This window comes from Paraburkholderia haematera (genome assembly GCF_905220975.1).
GTDB lineage: Bacteria > Pseudomonadota > Gammaproteobacteria > Burkholderiales > Burkholderiaceae > Paraburkholderia > Paraburkholderia haematera.
In genome coordinates this window covers 164,865-181,154 of the sequence record NZ_CAJNBK010000012.1, presented here as the reverse complement: position 1 = coordinate 181,154, position 16,290 = coordinate 164,865, and the positions used below count along the sequence as shown (strand labels likewise).

Below are 16,290 nucleotides of genomic sequence, written 5' to 3'. Positions count from 1 at the left end.
ACTGACTTCCAGCATGGTTGAGCCGCCTGTGGTGCGCTAACCCAGGCACTCGCGCCCTCCATGCCAATCCTCGTGCAGGTTGCTCAATCGTGCCGGTCGCGAGGACGACTCGTGCGCGCAAAATGCTCCCTGCCTCTGACACTTGCTACCTTGAGCACCTGTTCGCCGCTTGACTTCCAATACGGTTGCTTTTCTTTGCGGCAGGCAAAGAAAAGTAGGTGCCTGCCCCGCACAGGGGCGACGCTAATAAACCACTAAGAACACAAGGAAAGGCCAACGCCACAGGCAAACAAAAAAACCGCCAAAGGCAAAAACCCTCACCTCATGCCACAGGCCCCTGCCCACCCCTCCTCCTCAAAAGAGCATACAAAACAATCGCCCCAAAGGTAGCAGTCCCAATCCCGCCAAGCCCAAATCCACCGAGCTTCAAAGAAAAATCCCCAGCCCCAAGCACCAGCGTCACAGCCGCAACAATCAAATTCCGGTTGTCAGAAAAATCCACCTTATTCACGACCCAAATCCGCGCACCAGTCACGGCAATCAACCCAAACACAACAATCGACACACCGCCCAGCACGGGCCCGGGAATGGTCTGAATCACCGCCCCAAACTTCGGCGAAAAACCAAGCACAAGCGCAATCAGCGCAGCAATCACAAACACCAGCGTCGAATAAATCTTGGTCACCGCCATCACGCCGATATTCTCGGCATATGTCGTCACCCCGGTGCCGCCAGCAAAGCCCGACAACATCGTCGCGAGTCCATCACCGAGAAATGCACGGCCAACGTAACGGTCCAGGTTCTGACCGGTCATCGCGCTCACTGCCTTGATATGCCCAAGATTTTCTGCAACAAGAATCACCGCAATCGGTGCGAGCAAAGCCATGGCCTGCATGTTGAAAACCGGTGCGGTGAAGTGCGGCATGCCGAACCACGCAGCATTACCCACAATCGCAAAGTCGATCGGCTTACCCATGCCGAGACCATTTGTGACGATTGCATAAATCACGTATGCCATCAGCAAACCGACGAGAATCAGCAATCGCTGCAGCATACCGTGCGCAAACACGGCGACCGCGCCAACGCACAACACCGTCACCAGCGCCATCCACGAGTCGAAGTTGCTGCCGCTCACGCCATGCACCGCGATCGGCGCAAGATTCAGCCCGATCACGCAGACGATCGCCCCGGTCACCACAGGCGGCATCAGCGTTTCAATCCATTTTGTACCAACGGCCGATACGATGAGGCCAATGATCGCGTACACCGCCCCGCACGCAATGATCCCGCCCAACGCCACCGGAATATTCATATTCGGACCGTGGCCGCCATACCCCGTCACCGCGATCACCAGACCGATGAACGCAAAACTCGAGCCGAGATAGCTCGGTACACGCCCCCCGACCAGAATGAAGAACAACAGCGTGCCGATCCCCGACATGAAGATGCACAGGTTCGGATCGAAGCCCATCAGCAACGGCGCAAGCACGGTCGAACCGAACATCGCGACAACGTGCTGAACGCCCATCGCAATCATCTGCGGCCAGGCGAGCCGCTCGTCAGTGCCGACAATGCGGCCCTCGGCAGCGTTCGGCTGGGCGCGCCAGCGTGGGAAGTAGGAATCGGCCATGGCGGGGGTTCTCCTCTGTCGGCGTTATGGTGGGCGGCGCCGGTCACTGCGCCGTCTGTGAATTACGCGCGAGTGTACGGAGAGCCACCAGGCCTGGCAAGGGTGGCGAAATTCGCGCAAAAAGCGCTACGCACGCTGCGCCGCCAAATATCACGAATGTAGCCGGGCACCGCCCTGATCTATCACCGACGCGAACAGCTATGCCCCCGGGCATCATCAGCGCGACCAGCACACCCCGGATCCACTACCGGCGCAACCAGTAACGCCCTAACGATGACCTGCGCAGTCAGCAGCGCCCCTTGTGTTCACCGACTCGATCAACCGTGCCGCGCGTCCAGCGAGAACACCGTGACAGCCGCTTGCAGTTGCCTCGCCTGATCCGCCATCGACGCCGCCGCGGCCGCCGCCTGCTCGACCAGCGCCGCGTTCTGCTGGGTCACGTCATCCATCTGCGCGACCGCGCGGTTCACTTCCTCAATACCGGTGCTCTGTTCCCGCGACGCCGACGAAATCTCACCCATGATGTCGGTCACGCGTTTCACCGCATGCGTGACTTCCGCCATCGTCTGGCCGGCCCGCTCGGCCAGCTCAGCACCACTGCCCACGCGCGCCGTCGAACTTTCGATCAGCTCCTTGATCTCCTTGGCCGACACCGCGCTGCGCTGGGCCAGTGAACGCACTTCCCCCGCCACCACCGCGAAGCCGCGACCTTGTTCACCGGCGCGTGCGGCTTCCACCGCGGCGTTCAACGCGAGAATGTTGGTCTGGAACGCAATCCCTTCGATCACGGCAATGATGTCGGTCATGCGCTTCGAACCCGCTGCCAGCTCACGCATCGTTTCGACCACATCGCCGACCAGGCCGCTGCCGCGCGCCGCCACTTCCGACGCGCCATGCGCGACACCGCCCGCCTGCTGGGCGTTCTCGGCATTCATCTTCACCGTCGAGGTCAATTCCTGCATGCTCGACGCGGTTTCCTGCAACGCGGCCGCCTGCTCTTCGGTGCGTTGCGACAGATCGGTGTTGCCCTGCGCGATCTCGCCCGAGGCCATCAGGATCGATTCGCTCGACTCGCTGATACCCGACACGATGCCCGCGAGCCGCTCACGCATGTTGCGCAGCGCGAACAGCATGCTGCTGCTATCGCCCGCACGGGTCTCGACGCGCACGCTCAAGTCGCCATCGGCAATGCGGTTGGCGATGTGCATGGCGTAATCCGGTTCGCCGCCGAGCTGACGCGCGAGGCGTCGTGCGATCACCATCGCGAGCAACATGCCCGCGGCGATTGCGCTCAGCACCAGCGCGAGCATCACGATGCGCATGTGCTGATAGTCGGCGCTCGCTTCCTGCTGGGCTTCGTTGGCCTGTTGACGGCGATAGTCGATCAGCGCCGTGATGCGATCGCGCAGCGCTTCGCTCGACGCAATCGCGCGGCGCACCAGTTCGTTGTTGTCGACGCCGGCGGGAATCGGTTCGAGGCCGATCTGCTGGTGCACGATGCCCTCCCACACGGCCGACTTGCGCAGCACGGCGTCGAACATCTCCTGACCCTTGGCTGTCGCGATGGTCGCGCGATACTGGTCGTAGGCACCGTGCATCTGCTTGAGCGATGCGACGATGCTGTCCTTCAACTTTTGACGGCCGGCGTCGTCGGCTGCGTAGCCGAGATTCGCGGCAGCAAGATCGGAATCGATCTTGTGACGGTTCGCCTCTTCCATCCAGTAGAGGCCGTTCATGTGCTGGTCGCAAATGACGTCGGTAATCTCATGCATCGACGACAACGTCTTCAGCGAAGTCCCGCCGATCACGACGCAGAACCCAATCACAACGGCAAACGCCAGCAGCAGCTTCCTGAATACGGTCATGCGGTCGAACCACTTCATCTCACCATCCTTCATAAGTCCTGAGGGGAGGCTCGCGCCGCTGCGCCATGGCGAAACACTTCGCGCTTTTTCAGATACGTGGCGACGCTCCCACCTCTTTTACGGCGGCCATAACGGAGACTTGATGCGATAAATGGCGGGCATAACCGGGACAGGATAATGTAAGCAATGCTAGGCGCACGGGGCCGGATTGCCAAGTTCATGCGCCTTGCACGTCGGCGCGGTGATTGGGATTTGTCTGATAGTTGGGGACGAGCTCAGCTTTTAGACTTTGTTTGCTGCGTTCGTCCCCATGAGCGCATGTGATGTTGTTGTAACTCTCCGACTTTCCGCTCACGCTTCCCCGGCGTGAGCGGTTTTTTTTCGTCTTTTTTCGTCTTTTTTGTCGATAGGCTTCGTTGTCCGCGCCCTCGTCGATGCGCGTTCGAATTTATGGATGCCTGGCGAAAGCATCTGCGGCGAGATGGAGTGCGTGGTTACGCACGTCCTCTGGCCATTCCGCGACGATGCCGTCAAAACGCGCGCGGTCGTCGGCGTACAGCGCGCGCGTTGCATCTTCATAGTCAGGCAGATTGCCGGCGAGCGCGGTCATGAAGCGATACACCGCTTCTTGCGCTGCGCGTTTGCGGTCCTTGTCCTCGCCTGCAAGCCGCGCCGCCTCAACCAGTTTTCGCAACGCTACCGAAGCGCCCCCCGATTGCGCGTTGAGCCAATCCCAATGGCGCGGCAGAAGCGTGACCTCTCTTGCCACCACACCGAGCTTGGGCCGGCCACGGCCACGCGGAGTGTCGTCTTCCTCAGCGTCAGCTATCGGTGCGGCCTGTTCGCCGGGTACCTGGCTTGCCAGCCGCGCGAGAACCTCTTCAGGCGTGCCGCGCAAATCAAACTCGACCGGGTAGCTCGTGATGTTGTCGAAAATCAGCACAGGTGCCTGTTCGCCGCGCGCCAGCACTTCTCGTACAACGAGCGCCACGTCGGCCAAGGGGCCCGAGGCAATGCGGCGGTGCCCCTCGAAGGCGGTGCAGGTAGCAGGATGGGGGGTCATGACAAACTCCGGAAAGATGAATTTGTCGAATTATACCCGGGTATAAAATAAAGGCAATAAATTACCCGGGTAAAATTTATCGAGACCACGCGCGATACGTCACGCATCTATCAGCGCCAGTCTGCTGCTCGAACCCGATGCGCTCCGCGGACTAGCACACCGGCGCACCAATGAAACGTGAAGCGCTCCCGCCTCACTGAGCCGGCGACACGGCGTCGCTCCTCCGATCCGCCCGCGCCGCCACCGGATAGCACAGCACGCGGTTGCGGCCGGCGTCCTTGGCCTCGTAGAGTGCCTCGTCCGCGGCGTTGACGAGTGCGCGGCTCGTCGCGAATACCTGGTTGCTGGTGCACGCAATGCCGATGCTAATGGTCAGCACATGGTGCGAGCTCGAAACATGGCGAAGCTCGAGCGCCTGAACTGCGGCGCGGATTTTCTCGGCGATACACGCCGCCCCGGCTTCGTCAGTATCGGGCAGCAGCACCGCGAATTCCTCGCCGCCGTAGCGCGCCGCGGTATCGCCCGGGCGACGCACGCTCTGCCCGATGCAGCGTGCCACGGCAATGAGCGCATCGTCGCCGGCCGAGTGGCCGTATAGGTCGTTGAAGCCCTTGAACGTGTCGACGTCGATCAGCAGCATCGACAACGGCCACCCGTTGCGTTTCGCGCGACGCCACTCCTCCTCCGCATGTTCCTCGAAGGTGCGGCGATTGCTCAAGCCGGTCAGTCCATCGGTACTTGCCAGCACGCGCAACTCTTCTTCGGCCGCGCGGCGCTGCCGCAGTTGCTGCGAGAACAGGATGGCAAGCGCAATGATCGCCAGGTCGAGCGCCGCGATCAGCACGCCGATAATCCACGCGCGATGCCGCCATTCCACATAGATATCGCGCGTAGAAAGCGCCACGTCGAGTATCAGCGGATACATATCGATATGGCGGAACGCGTACCAGCGCTCGACACCGTCGATCGCTGCCGTGCCAAAGAAATCTCCGCTCGGCTGCAGCAGGAAGCGTGAGTAGTTCGCGGTGCCGGTCAGGCTTCGGCCGATGATTTTCGGATCGTAGGGGCGCCGCATCAGCATCGTGCCGTCGCTTAGCATAAGCGCCATCGACCCGCCCGCGCCGAGATTCATGCCGGCGAAAAGGCGCCTGAAGTAAGTGAGACGCATGGTGCCGACCACCACGCCGCCGAAGCTGCCGTCCGGCCGGGTGATGCGGCGGCTCAACGCAATGCTCACGTCCTTGCCGGTCACCTTGGGCATGAATGGATGGCTAACGTACAGGCCGACATTGGGCGAGTCGCGCTGAACCTGGAAGTAGTCGCGCTCGGCCAGATTGATTCGACGCGCAGGCGTGGACTGCGAATCGAAGATGACGTTGCCGGCTGGGTCGATGACGAAAATCGAGCCCATGTCTTTGGCGCTGGCGGAGCCGTCGAACAGCACCATCTGGCGGATTGCCGGCGGCAAGTCCAGCACGCCGGGTTGTTTGAGGCCGTCCATGACGGCCCGCAGCGACAGATCGTAGATCTCGAGATTGCGCGACACGTCGCGTTCGACCAGCAGCGAGACGTTGAAGACGGAATCCTGCGCGCGCCGCAGCGCGTCATCGCGCATCTGCGCCAGAACCCACACCGCAATCGCAAGTATCGCGCTGGCCAGCACGATACTGATAGCAATCACGATGTTCGGTCGACGCGTGACCATGAGCTGTTCGTTCGAGCATGCGCGGACCTACGCGCGTGAAGTAATTGGCCGCGTCCGGAAGGCGCGCCCTGCGAAACCGTAGCCTACCAGAGGCGGAGGCGCGTCAAACGGCGGAATGGACAGGTTTTGAGCGGATTAGGCGAAAAAATTTAACAATTGGGTACCCCGAGCCGCCGGCGCGGCGTCCTGCCTCAGAAACAGCACGGGCGTTAGATTGTGTGCCTGAGTTTTACGCTCGCACACGTTTGCCCAGCAGGAGGCGGGGTGGCGCGCAGACGTCACATCGATCGCGTTGCTCAGCTGGCGTGCAGATCGAGCGCCGGCTCGGATGCGGCGCGGCTGAGCGCACGGATGTCGGCGACCTCGAGCACCGCTTTCGGGGCGCCATGGCGTGCGACCGCCAGCATCGCCTGCCCGATGTCCTCGGTACTCAGGATGTGGTTGGGGAAAAGCGCGCGCAGCATCGGCAGGAGAAACCGGGCCGCCGTATAGAAAAGCCGGTAGGAGCGTGTCTTGGAACGCGCGCCGTTCAGCGGTTCAATCACGCCGGGACGAAACAGGTAGACACCTTTGAACGGCAGCCGCTGCAGCGCGTTCTCGGTTTTGCCCTTGACCCGCGCCCACATGCTGCGGCCGGTTTCGGTGCTGTCGGTACCCGCACCGGACACATAGACGAAAGTCATGTGCGGATTGAGACCGGCGAGCGTGCGCGCAGCGGCCAGCGTCAGGTCATAGGTAAGGCGCGCGTAGTCGGCCTCCTGCATACCTGCGGACGACACACCCAAACAGAAAAAGCACGCATCGAAACCGGTCAACGAAGCCTCGACCGCCCGGTAGTCCATCAGGTCCGGCTGAATCAGTTCGACAAGGCGCGGATCCAGCTGACCGGTGCGGGTGCGGCCAACCGTCTGAACCACCTCGACATCGGGCGCGCGCAGGCATTCGCGCAATACGCCCTGCCCGACCATGCCGGTCGCGCCGAAAATCAGAACCTTCATGATGTGTGCTCCATGAGCGCGCCTGGCGAGCGCGCGTTGGTTAGTCCTTCGGATAGGTCCTACAAGCGGGCGGCGACCGCTTTGACCTGAGCCTGGTGCCCGGTCGGCAAGGCGTCAGCGCTCGCACTGGCCAGCGCAAGCGCCGTCTCGAAACCGAGGCCGCCGATTGCGCCGGTCTCAACCACGAAGGATCGCGAGGCGGCCGGTCTGACGCGGAATGTCCGCCGTGGTCCCGTCTGTCATGCCGTTCGTCCTCAGGTTACCCTGAACTGAGTTGCCGGCTCAGTGTTCAGGCATTCGCCGATGCGAGGGGAAACGCCGGCAACGTCGCCGACGCGGCGAAATCGGTCGCGGTACTGACCGTTCGCCAGACTTCGGCGCTCGCAGCGCGCGCCTTGTCGCCTTCTCCTGCGTAATGCAATGCGTCACTGCCGAGCAAGAGATGCGCCGGCAGTGCATCGTGATAGGCAAGCTTCAGGACGACTTGCGCAACCTTCGCGGGATCGCTGGTCTCATGGCCAATGTGCTGCGAGAGCATGTCCACCACGGCGCCCACCGAAGGCACATAGTCCGGCAGCAACGCCGGCATCGCGCCGCGCGCCTCCGTGCCCCACTCTGTTTTCATACCGCCGGGCTCAAGCGCGCTCACATGGACGCCGAACGGCGCGAGTTCCTGGCTGAGCACCTCGGTGAACCCGCCAACCGCCCATTTGGCAGCTTGATACGCACTCAACCCCGCAATCCCCACACGACCGCCGACCGACGAAATCTGGATCACATGACCCGATCGTTGCTTCCGCAGCACCGGCAGCGCCGCACGCGTGACGTTAACGACACCATAGAAGTTGGTGTCGATCTGCGCGCGGAAATCGTCCTCGGTAGTTTGCTCGAACGGTGCCAGGTGACCGAAGCCCGCATTGTTGACAACCACATCGAGCCGGCCGAATGCATCGACAGCCGCCTGCACCGCGTTGCGTGCCGCCTCCGGATCCGTGACGTCCAGTGCAACCGCCCGAACCTGCTCGCCATGGCGTGCCAGCAGATCTGCCAACTGCCGCGGATCGCGCGCGGTGGCGACGACACGCTCACCGGCGCGCAACGCGGCTTCGACAATTTCGCGCCCAAGCCCGCGGGCACTTCCCGTTACCAACCAGACCTTCGACATCGTGCGCTCCTTAAGTTAAATGAGCAAGTAAGCGCTCATTAATCAGATAAAAAATTTAGTTCTGGGCAATCGCGTGCCAGAACGCTTCAAAGCCGGCCTTGCGATAGCGGTCGGCGCTGGCCGGTTCGCGAGCGATGAAATCCATGGTGGTTTCGGCCAGTGCCGCCATGATCGCCGACAGAAAAGCCGGCGGATGATCACGCAATGCGCCGCTCGCCACGCTTGCCTGAATCATTGTGTTGATGTCCGCAAAGGACTCCATGCCCATTGCGCGCGAGCAGTCAGTCAGCCGCTCCGACACGGACAGTTGCGCCATTGCCCGGCGTTTTTGCGGCTGCGCCACGCCCCAGTCGACGAACTTGTTCCACACGTGTTGCACACGATCGCGCACGCTGGCTTGCTTCGGGTAAGTCGTCATCATCACTTCGCGCAGTTCCGCCTTGATATCCAGGTAGAGCTGGTTCAGCAACTCGTCCTTGTTCTCGAAGTAAGTGAACAACGTTCCTTCAGCCACGCCCGCGAGTTTCGCGATGCGCGCGGTGGGCGCGCCCAGGCCCTGCTCGGCAATGACCTCGGCGGCAGCGGCAAGGATGGCGTTGCGTTTGTCTTCGCTTTTCGGACGGGCCATACGTGGATAGGTGGTTTGCTTCGACGACAAACAATAAATGAGTGATTGCTCAATCATAGCCATGAGCATTCGTTTGTTCAAGCCATTTTTTGTTGCTTGACGCTCGCCAGGCAGTCATTTGCTCACCACAGCACGAAAATGAAATACAAATGTAAGACTGATGTTTTCATTAGATGCCTAAATATACTTAAACCCATAGAAAATGGCACCGTCTTCGCGCATCGCATGCAAGCTTAATAGAGAAATACCCGCTATTCCTTCAGTATGTGAGAATTCGATCCGATAACCGGTAAATGGGATACCCATTTATTGCCCAACGTTTGACGCGCCTTGGCGACGCGTCTTATGAGCGGCACGAGGGGTAAACCGCGCGGGGCTGCCGCGATGATCGGCAGCCAGATAGACGCTCCCATGCCCGGACCTGAGAGTCCATTGCGAACACCTCAACGTTTCGTTATTGGAGAAAAAAATCGTGGCACTCAAAAACCTCACCATCAAGACCAAACTCATTGCCGGCTTCGGCATGCTGTCTTTCATTGTCGTCGCGGTTTCCGGCCTTTCCCTGAAGGCGCTGAGCGATTCCACCGATGGGTTTTCCAACTACGTGCACGGCATCAACGCACGCGCCGACATGGCGGTACAGGTTCGAACCGCAGTTGATCGGCGGGCGATCGCAGCACGCAATCTCGTGCTCGTGACCAAACCTCAGGACCTCGAAATAGAGAAAGCTGATGTAACGCGCGCGCACGAAGACGTGCAAACCGACCTGAAAAAGCTCAACGACATGATTGCGATTGCGACCGATACGTCGGAGAAAGCACGCAGCCTCGTCGCCGAGATCAATCGGGTTGAATCGGCTTATGGTCCGGTTGCCCTCAACATCGTCAATCTCGCGCTTACCAACAAGCGTGACGACGCGATCGTCGAGATGGACGATCATTGCCGGCCGCTGCTCGCCTCGCTGATTCGCGCGACCAACGCGTATGCCGATTACACGCGCTCGCGCCAGGAACAACTGGTCAACGAGTACACGGCGCATTACGAAAACCAGCGCAATCTGTTGATCGCGATCTGCCTGATCGCGTTAGGGCTCGCCGTCGGCGCATGTGTGGTGATCACGCGTTCGGTGACAGGACCGCTGCGTTTTGCGATCAACGTCGCGCGCACCGTGTCGGAAGGCGATCTGCGCACGCGTATCACCGTCGACGGTAACGACGAAACCAGCAAACTGCTGACAGCTCTGCGCGAGATGAACGAACGGCTGACGGCAATCGTCGGACGCGTGCGCGACAGCAGTAGCAGCATTGCCGGTGCGGCACGCCAGATCGCGGCGGGCAATATGGACCTGAGCCAGCGTACCGAGCAGCAGGCGGCGTCGTTGCAAGAAACCGCCTCCAGCATGGAGGAACTCACCTCCACGGTTAAGCAGAACGCCGACAACGCGCAGCAAGGCAGCATGCTGGCGGCGAATGCATCGTCGGTGGCGCAAAAGGGTAGCGAGGTTGTCGGCCAGGTGGTGAACACGATGCACGACATCAGCGATAGCTCGACCAAGATCGCGGACATCACGGGCATCATCGAAGGCATTGCGTTCCAGACGAACATCCTCGCGCTGAACGCAGCCGTCGAAGCCGCGCGGGCGGGCGAGCAGGGACGGGGTTTCGCGGTGGTCGCAAGCGAAGTCAGAAGCCTGGCGCAACGTTCATCGAGCGCGGCAAAGGAGATCAAGGATCTGATCGCCAACTCCGTGGACAAGATCCGCGATGGCTCGGCGCAGGCCGGCGAGGCGGGCAAGACGATGGCCGAAGTCACTCAGGCAGTCGCGCGAGTGACCGACATCATGTCGGAGATCGCGGCGGCATCCATTGAACAAAGCCGTGGGATCGAGCAGGTCAATCTGGCGATTACCCAGATGGACAACGTCACGCAGCAGAATGCGGCACTGGTGGAAGAGGCGGCGGCGGCATCACGGTCGATGGAAGACCAGGGGCAACAGTTGAATGAGGTTGTGGCGTTTTTTCAGCTGAAGGATGCCGCGCCCGAGGTTGCAGCTGCGCCTGCCCGACGCGAGGCCCCGCGGAGCGAATTTGCCGCGGCCCCGAAGCGCGCTGCGCGGACTACTGGTGCTGCTGCGCCGGTCGCAGCGCTTGCTACGGGAACTGTCGCCGCCGGCGATGGGTGGGATAAGTTCTGATCGAGTCTTCGGCGAACGCGTTTTACGCGGGCGGCGCTGATCGGCTTCATCAGGCGCTCGCCCTCGCCCATGGCTGCTTGCGCGCAATCTGATTGCGCCGGGTAGCCTTCGGTTTTACGGCGCGATTGGTGCTGAAGCCGGGCGCCGGGCGGAATTCGGTGAGGCTTTTTACGAGAATGGGGCGAAGCGCTGGAGCCAAATGCAAAACAACGCACTGCATCGAAAGATGCAGTGCGTTGTTTTTAAAGCGTTCCGTGGTGGAGAGGAGGAGGATCGAACTCCCGACCTTCGCATTGCGAACGCGACGCTCTCCCAGCTGAGCTACCCCCCCAACGTGCAAACAATTCTAGCATAAGCATTTTCCATTTTGCCAAGCCCTCGGGGGTGGCAAAACGAGCGGCAAAACATCACCTGGCCGGCGCGCCAGCCAGCACCCAATCCACTACCGAGCGGATGTCCGCATCGCTCATTGATTGGTGCGCCGGCATCGGAATCATGCCCCATACACCAGCGCCGCCGTCCTTCACTTTGCGCGCCAATTTTGCCGGCGCTTGCGCATCGCCCTTGTACTTTGCAGCGACCTGCTGGAACGACGGGCCGACCAGTTTGCGGTCCACCGCGTGGCACCCCATGCAGGCATTCGAGTTCGCAACGACCTGACCGCGCGGCGCATCGGCTGCGCGTGCTGAAGAGGTAAAAGCACCAGTCAACGCGCTAACCGTCAACATCGCGGCAACGAAACCAACGCGCCGCTTCATGGCGTCGTTGCCTTTGGATTACCCGGATGCACCGCGTTCGAATTGCTGACCGGCGCCGGCGCCTGCTGATCGAGCGGACGCGAACTCACCGATGAATCGGGAATCGCGCCAACGGTCGGCGCGCCCGCGTCAGGCTGCGAAGCGGTCGCCGGTGTGCTTGCCGCGGCGGCCGCCGCCGCCGCTTCCTGCGGCTGAATGTACTGGAACACCTTCACAACCTGCGTCACACCCGGCACCCGGCTCGCCACGTCGGCCCCGCGATTGCCTTCGTCCATCGTGACAAGACCCATCAGATACACCGAGCCACGCTCAGCCACAACCTTGAAGTTGTTCGCCGAGATGTTCTTTTCGGCGATCAGCGCGGTCTTCACGCGCGTTTCCAGGTAGGTATCATTGGTGCGCGAGGAGAACGAGCTCGCCGGCATGATTGCCAGTTCGTTGACGATCGTGTTCACGTTGTTCAAGCCACGTACGATAGTCTCCGCGCGCTGCTTCGACACCTCCCCCGCCACTTCGCCGGTCAGCAGCACGCGGCGGTTGAACACCGACACGTTGACGTGCGCATTGTCGGGCAAGTTCTGGCTGATCTGCGACAGTGCTTTCACCTGCAACTCGCGATCCTCGGTCTGCGCGCCGAGCGTGCGCCGGTCGGTCGCCACCAGCGCGCCGCCGCCCGCCGCACCGGCAACGGCCAGAAAGCAACCCTGCAACGTCGCGGACAATCCCGCCGCGAACCCAACCACCAGCACGGTTCTCACCAGTGTCTTCTTGACGCGGAATACGCTCATCAACTAGCTCTCCTTCGGAATCAGTCTTCGCCCAGCAACATGGCATCGATGCCGTCGCACAGACAATGGATGGTCAGCAAATGCACTTCCTGAATACGCGCGGTGCGATCGGACGGCACACAAATGTGGATATCGGTATCGCTTAGTACTTCCTGCATGCGGCCGCCGCCCTTACCGGTCAGCGCAACCACGATCATTTCGCGCTCGTGCGCGGCCTCGATCGCGGCCAGTACATTGGCGGAATTGCCGGACGTGGTGATAGCCAGCAGCACGTCGCCGGGCTGGCCAAGGGCCCATACCTGCTTCGAAAAAATCTGCTCGAATGAATAGTCGTTGGCGATGGCGGTGAGCACGGACGTATCGGTGGTCAGCGCGATCGCCGGCAGGCCCGGGCGCTCACGCTCGAAGCGGCCAATCAGTTCGGCGGCGAAATGTTGGGCGTCGGCCGCCGAGCCGCCGTTGCCGCCGTTGCCGCACGCAAGAATACGGCTGCCGTTGGCAAGCGCACCGAACATCGTGTCGATCGCAGCGGCGATCGGCATCGACAGGGTTTCGAGGGCTTCGAGTTTGACTGCCGCGCTATCGCGGAAGTGTTGTTGAATGCGTTCGACTGACATCGAGTCTCTATTTTCTACCGCGAATGGACCGCAGTGCGCGGTCGTGTTGTGAAGTCGTATCGCTCCGATGAACCCTGCCGGCAACGCTGCGCGTAAGCGCAAAATCATCGCGAAATACGCTGCTTCCTCGCTGCGTTCTCTATGCCGGCGCCGTCCATGAGGCCCGTACGCGAGCGCAAGTTTATCGCACTCACGTGCGTTCTCCGCGCACCGCGTCAGACTTCGTCGGCGCGAAATGCGTCGCGCAGCCACACGAGCCGGCCCGCTTCGAATGCAATTACGTCAAAACGGCACGCTGGCTCATCGTGCGAATGCCTGCTGTGGGTTGCGAGATAGTGCCGCGCGGCACGCACGATGCGCTGCTTCTTTTGCCACCCAATGCTCGCTGCCGCGCCGCCGTAACGCTGCTGCGCACGCGCGCGAACTTCGACGAACACCAGTGCGCCGTCGCGCTCGCGCATCACCAGATCGATCTCGCCGCCCCGGCACAGCACGTTGCGCGCGACGAATCGCAAACGCTGCCGTTGCAAAAACTCCATCGCACGTGCCTCGAACGCCGCGCCGACGAGTTTGGACCCGGTCGGTCCCGAAAAGTTGTGTGAAGGGATTGGGTGGCACAATGGCGGCCTCGTTCTGTCTGTCTGCGTCTTCTGCCTCATGACTCCTCTCTCCGAACTCGCGCAAGGGCAGCAGTACCCTGCCGCCGCGCTCTATGTGGTGGCCACGCCGATCGGCAACATCGCCGACGTCACGCTGCGCGCGTTGCATGTGCTCGGGCTGGTGGATCGCATCGCCGCCGAAGACACCCGCAACACAGGCCAATTGCTCGCGCGCTACGGCATCTCGAAACCGCTCGTCGCGGTTCATCAGCACAACGAGCGGGCCGCGGCGCTGCGCCTGATCGAACACCTGCAAGCGGGCGAACGCGTGGCCTATGTGTCCGATGCGGGCACGCCCGGCATCTCGGACCCCGGCGCGAAACTCGTCGACGCGGTGCGTGAAGCCGGTTTCGCGGTCATTCCACTGCCCGGCGCAAGCGCGCTCGCCACCGCGTTGAGCGCGGCCGGCGACTGGGTCGCGACGTTCTCGTTCCTTGGCTTCCTCCCGCCGAAGGCAAAAGCACGCGCCGCGGCACTGCAAGTGCTCGCGAACCATCCTCACGCGATGGTGTTCTACGAAGCGCCGCACCGCATTGTCGAAACGGTGCAGGCGTTGGCCGACGTATTTGGCGGTGAGCGCAAGCTGCTGATCGCACGGGAATTGACGAAGTTACATGAAGCGCTGCACCGCGGCACCCTGGCCGAAGGGCCAACGTGGCTCGCCGCCGATCCGAACCGGCAACGCGGTGAGTTCGTCCTGGTGGTGGAAGGCGCGCAGCCGGAAGCCGAGGGCGAACACGATCACGACGCGCTGCTGGGCATCCTGCTGGAAGAGTTGACGGTGAGCAGCGCGGCAAAAGTCGCGGCGGCCATCACCGGCGCGTCGCGCAACGCACTCTACACACGCGCGCTGGCGCTAAAGAAAGACGAGGAATAAAGCCGACAGGCAGAAGGAAAGGCAAAAGAAAAGGGCCGCACGATGCGGCCCTTCTTCTTTCGGCAAACACGGCAGAGTTGCCGCCGTGTAGCCCGGCGTCACGAACGCACTTGCGGTGCGCCCGCGGCCGTTACATTACTTCTCTGCGCCCGAAACCGAGTTCGACGCCAGTGTTTCATTCAGCTCAGCACGTGCTTCCTGCTGCGTCAAACCTTCAATCTTGACCTTCGCCGTACCGGCATGGCGCATGTTGAGCGCGGTTGCGGCTGCCATCGACAGGTCGATGATCCGGCCGCGCGCATACGGGCCGCGGTCGTTGATTCGCACAACCACCGAGCGCGAGGTGGCCGGATTGGTCACGCGGACATACGACCCGAGCGGCAACGTACGATGTGCCGCGGTCAGCGCGTGCATATCGAAACGTTCGCCGTTGGCAGTGCGGCGGCCATGGAAGCCGCGGCCGTACCACGAGGCACGACCGGTCTGATGAAAGTCCGAAACGTTGGAACCATCGTCAGTAAGCGGCTGGGCATCGGCTAGCGATGTGCCTCTGGCGGCTGCGTCGGAAGCCGGCGCGCTGCCAAAAGCTTGCGGGCCGAAGGAACCTGCCTGCGCTTTCTTCGTGCTCAGCGGCATGCCGCTTTCGGACGTAGTGCCCGCGCCCGGCGGCGTGGCACAACCGGCCAGCACAAAAAAGGCAAAAAGAGTCCCCAGACCACGGGATAACCGAGTTTTCATAAGACGTGCAATCAAATTGTCGAGCCGCATCACGCGAAAAGTTGAGCGTGTTGCCTGCGACTCCGGCGGCAATGGACGACAACGCGCCGCGCTGAAAAGCGCAGTACGTCAAAGCCCGGATGCGGCTCACCCAGCCGCTACCGCACGGTTAATTTTCACGTCTGGCGCAACCTGTCCCCGGCAGCCTGACCAGACCCCACATGCCGCCATCGAACGTGGCAAACACGTTCTTGCGCGCGGAACTCAGCGCGCAGGAACAGCGGCGTAGGCCCCACCCAGCGTCACGGCATTTAAGTCCGTTGCAGGCGCGCGGCGCCTGGCTGGGTAAGACGTGTGCATCGAATGCATCGATACCTGATGGCCGCCCAAAACTGCGACAGCCCATACTTGAGTGGCAATCCGCGTGCCCATTTTTGATGGGGACGCATCGCCTTGTGGCATACACAATTCCTTGTGCATGGAGGCCATTATACCCAAAAGAAAATTTTGGGATGGCAAGCGACTGAAAACCTTGATGAATTTTCACTCCTGCTGCAAAAATGGGCAGCCAAAAGCCCGCTGCAGCAAGGTTTCAGCGCCCCCGGCGAGCGTCGGCGAGACGCCGG

General features: G+C 61.6%; 15 protein-coding genes and 1 tRNA gene. 2 read left to right on the top strand and 14 right to left on the bottom strand.

Features of this window, described 5'->3' with window-relative positions:
• Positions 1-322 precede the first annotated feature (322 nt).
• The 8 genes from KHO23_RS21340 to KHO23_RS21310 form a co-directional block, all read right to left on the bottom strand.
• A complete protein-coding gene (locus tag KHO23_RS21340) occupies positions 323-1,630 on the bottom strand; it encodes a solute carrier family 23 protein (protein WP_211613219.1) in 1,308 nt (435 codons plus the stop codon).
• A 317-nt stretch (positions 1,631-1,947) separates the two neighbouring features.
• Positions 1,948-3,513 (bottom strand): methyl-accepting chemotaxis protein, encoded by a 1,566-nt coding sequence (locus KHO23_RS21335; protein ID WP_211613218.1) that lies wholly within the window; start codon positions 3,511-3,513, stop codon positions 1,948-1,950.
• 430 nt (positions 3,514-3,943) lie between these two features.
• Positions 3,944-4,558 (bottom strand): DUF2239 family protein, encoded by a 615-nt coding sequence (locus KHO23_RS21330; protein WP_211613217.1) that lies wholly within the window; start codon positions 4,556-4,558, stop codon positions 3,944-3,946.
• Positions 4,559-4,751: 193 nt separating this feature from the next.
• Positions 4,752-6,263, bottom strand: a complete 1,512-nt coding sequence (locus KHO23_RS21325; RefSeq protein ID WP_211613216.1) for a sensor domain-containing diguanylate cyclase — start codon at positions 6,261-6,263, stop codon at positions 4,752-4,754.
• A 296-nt stretch (positions 6,264-6,559) separates the two neighbouring features.
• A complete protein-coding gene (locus tag KHO23_RS21320) occupies positions 6,560-7,261 on the bottom strand; it encodes an NAD(P)H-binding protein (protein WP_211613215.1) in 702 nt (233 codons plus the stop codon).
• A gap of 59 nt (positions 7,262-7,320) precedes the next feature.
• Positions 7,321-7,446, bottom strand: a complete 126-nt coding sequence (locus tag KHO23_RS35450; RefSeq protein ID WP_268963902.1) for a hypothetical protein — start codon at positions 7,444-7,446, stop codon at positions 7,321-7,323.
• Positions 7,447-7,550: 104 nt separating this feature from the next.
• Positions 7,551-8,426 (bottom strand): SDR family NAD(P)-dependent oxidoreductase, encoded by an 876-nt coding sequence (locus tag KHO23_RS21315; RefSeq protein ID WP_211613214.1) that lies wholly within the window; start codon positions 8,424-8,426, stop codon positions 7,551-7,553.
• Positions 8,427-8,481: 55 nt separating this feature from the next.
• Positions 8,482-9,054 (bottom strand): TetR/AcrR family transcriptional regulator, encoded by a 573-nt coding sequence (locus tag KHO23_RS21310; protein ID WP_211613226.1) that lies wholly within the window; start codon positions 9,052-9,054, stop codon positions 8,482-8,484.
• 472 nt (positions 9,055-9,526) lie between these two features.
• Here KHO23_RS21310 and KHO23_RS21305 point away from each other — a divergent pair, with 472 nt between their 5' ends.
• Positions 9,527-11,248 (top strand): methyl-accepting chemotaxis protein, encoded by a 1,722-nt coding sequence (locus KHO23_RS21305; protein WP_211613213.1) that lies wholly within the window; start codon positions 9,527-9,529, stop codon positions 11,246-11,248.
• A gap of 255 nt (positions 11,249-11,503) precedes the next feature.
• Here KHO23_RS21305 and KHO23_RS21300 read toward each other — a convergent pair.
• The 5 genes from KHO23_RS21300 to KHO23_RS21280 form a co-directional block, all read right to left on the bottom strand.
• A tRNA-Ala gene (locus KHO23_RS21300) sits at positions 11,504-11,579 on the bottom strand.
• 76 nt (positions 11,580-11,655) lie between these two features.
• Entirely contained in the window at positions 11,656-12,006 is a 351-nt protein-coding gene (locus KHO23_RS21295; protein WP_211613212.1) for a c-type cytochrome, read from the bottom strand.
• Positions 12,003-12,794: a BON domain-containing protein gene (locus KHO23_RS21290; RefSeq protein ID WP_211613211.1), complete on the bottom strand. Its 792-nt coding sequence runs from the start codon at positions 12,792-12,794 to the stop codon at positions 12,003-12,005. The genes KHO23_RS21295 and KHO23_RS21290 overlap by 4 nt, the downstream gene beginning before the upstream one ends.
• A 20-nt stretch (positions 12,795-12,814) precedes the next feature.
• Positions 12,815-13,411: a phosphoheptose isomerase gene (locus tag KHO23_RS21285; RefSeq protein WP_211613210.1), complete on the bottom strand. Its 597-nt coding sequence runs from the start codon at positions 13,409-13,411 to the stop codon at positions 12,815-12,817.
• A 215-nt stretch (positions 13,412-13,626) separates the two neighbouring features.
• Positions 13,627-14,070: a YraN family protein gene (locus tag KHO23_RS21280; RefSeq protein ID WP_211613209.1), complete on the bottom strand. Its 444-nt coding sequence runs from the start codon at positions 14,068-14,070 to the stop codon at positions 13,627-13,629.
• Here KHO23_RS21280 and rsmI point away from each other — a divergent pair.
• Positions 14,069-14,947, top strand: coding sequence for a 16S rRNA (cytidine(1402)-2'-O)-methyltransferase (gene rsmI, locus KHO23_RS21275; RefSeq protein ID WP_211613208.1), 879 nt, complete (start codon positions 14,069-14,071; stop codon positions 14,945-14,947). The two genes, KHO23_RS21280 and rsmI, sit on opposite strands and share 2 nt — an antisense overlap.
• A gap of 135 nt (positions 14,948-15,082) precedes the next feature.
• On the opposite strand, the gene KHO23_RS21270 is transcribed toward rsmI, so the two are convergent.
• Positions 15,083-15,685 (bottom strand): septal ring lytic transglycosylase RlpA family protein, encoded by a 603-nt coding sequence (locus KHO23_RS21270; protein ID WP_407946061.1) that lies wholly within the window; start codon positions 15,683-15,685, stop codon positions 15,083-15,085.
• Positions 15,686-16,290 lie beyond the last annotated feature (605 nt).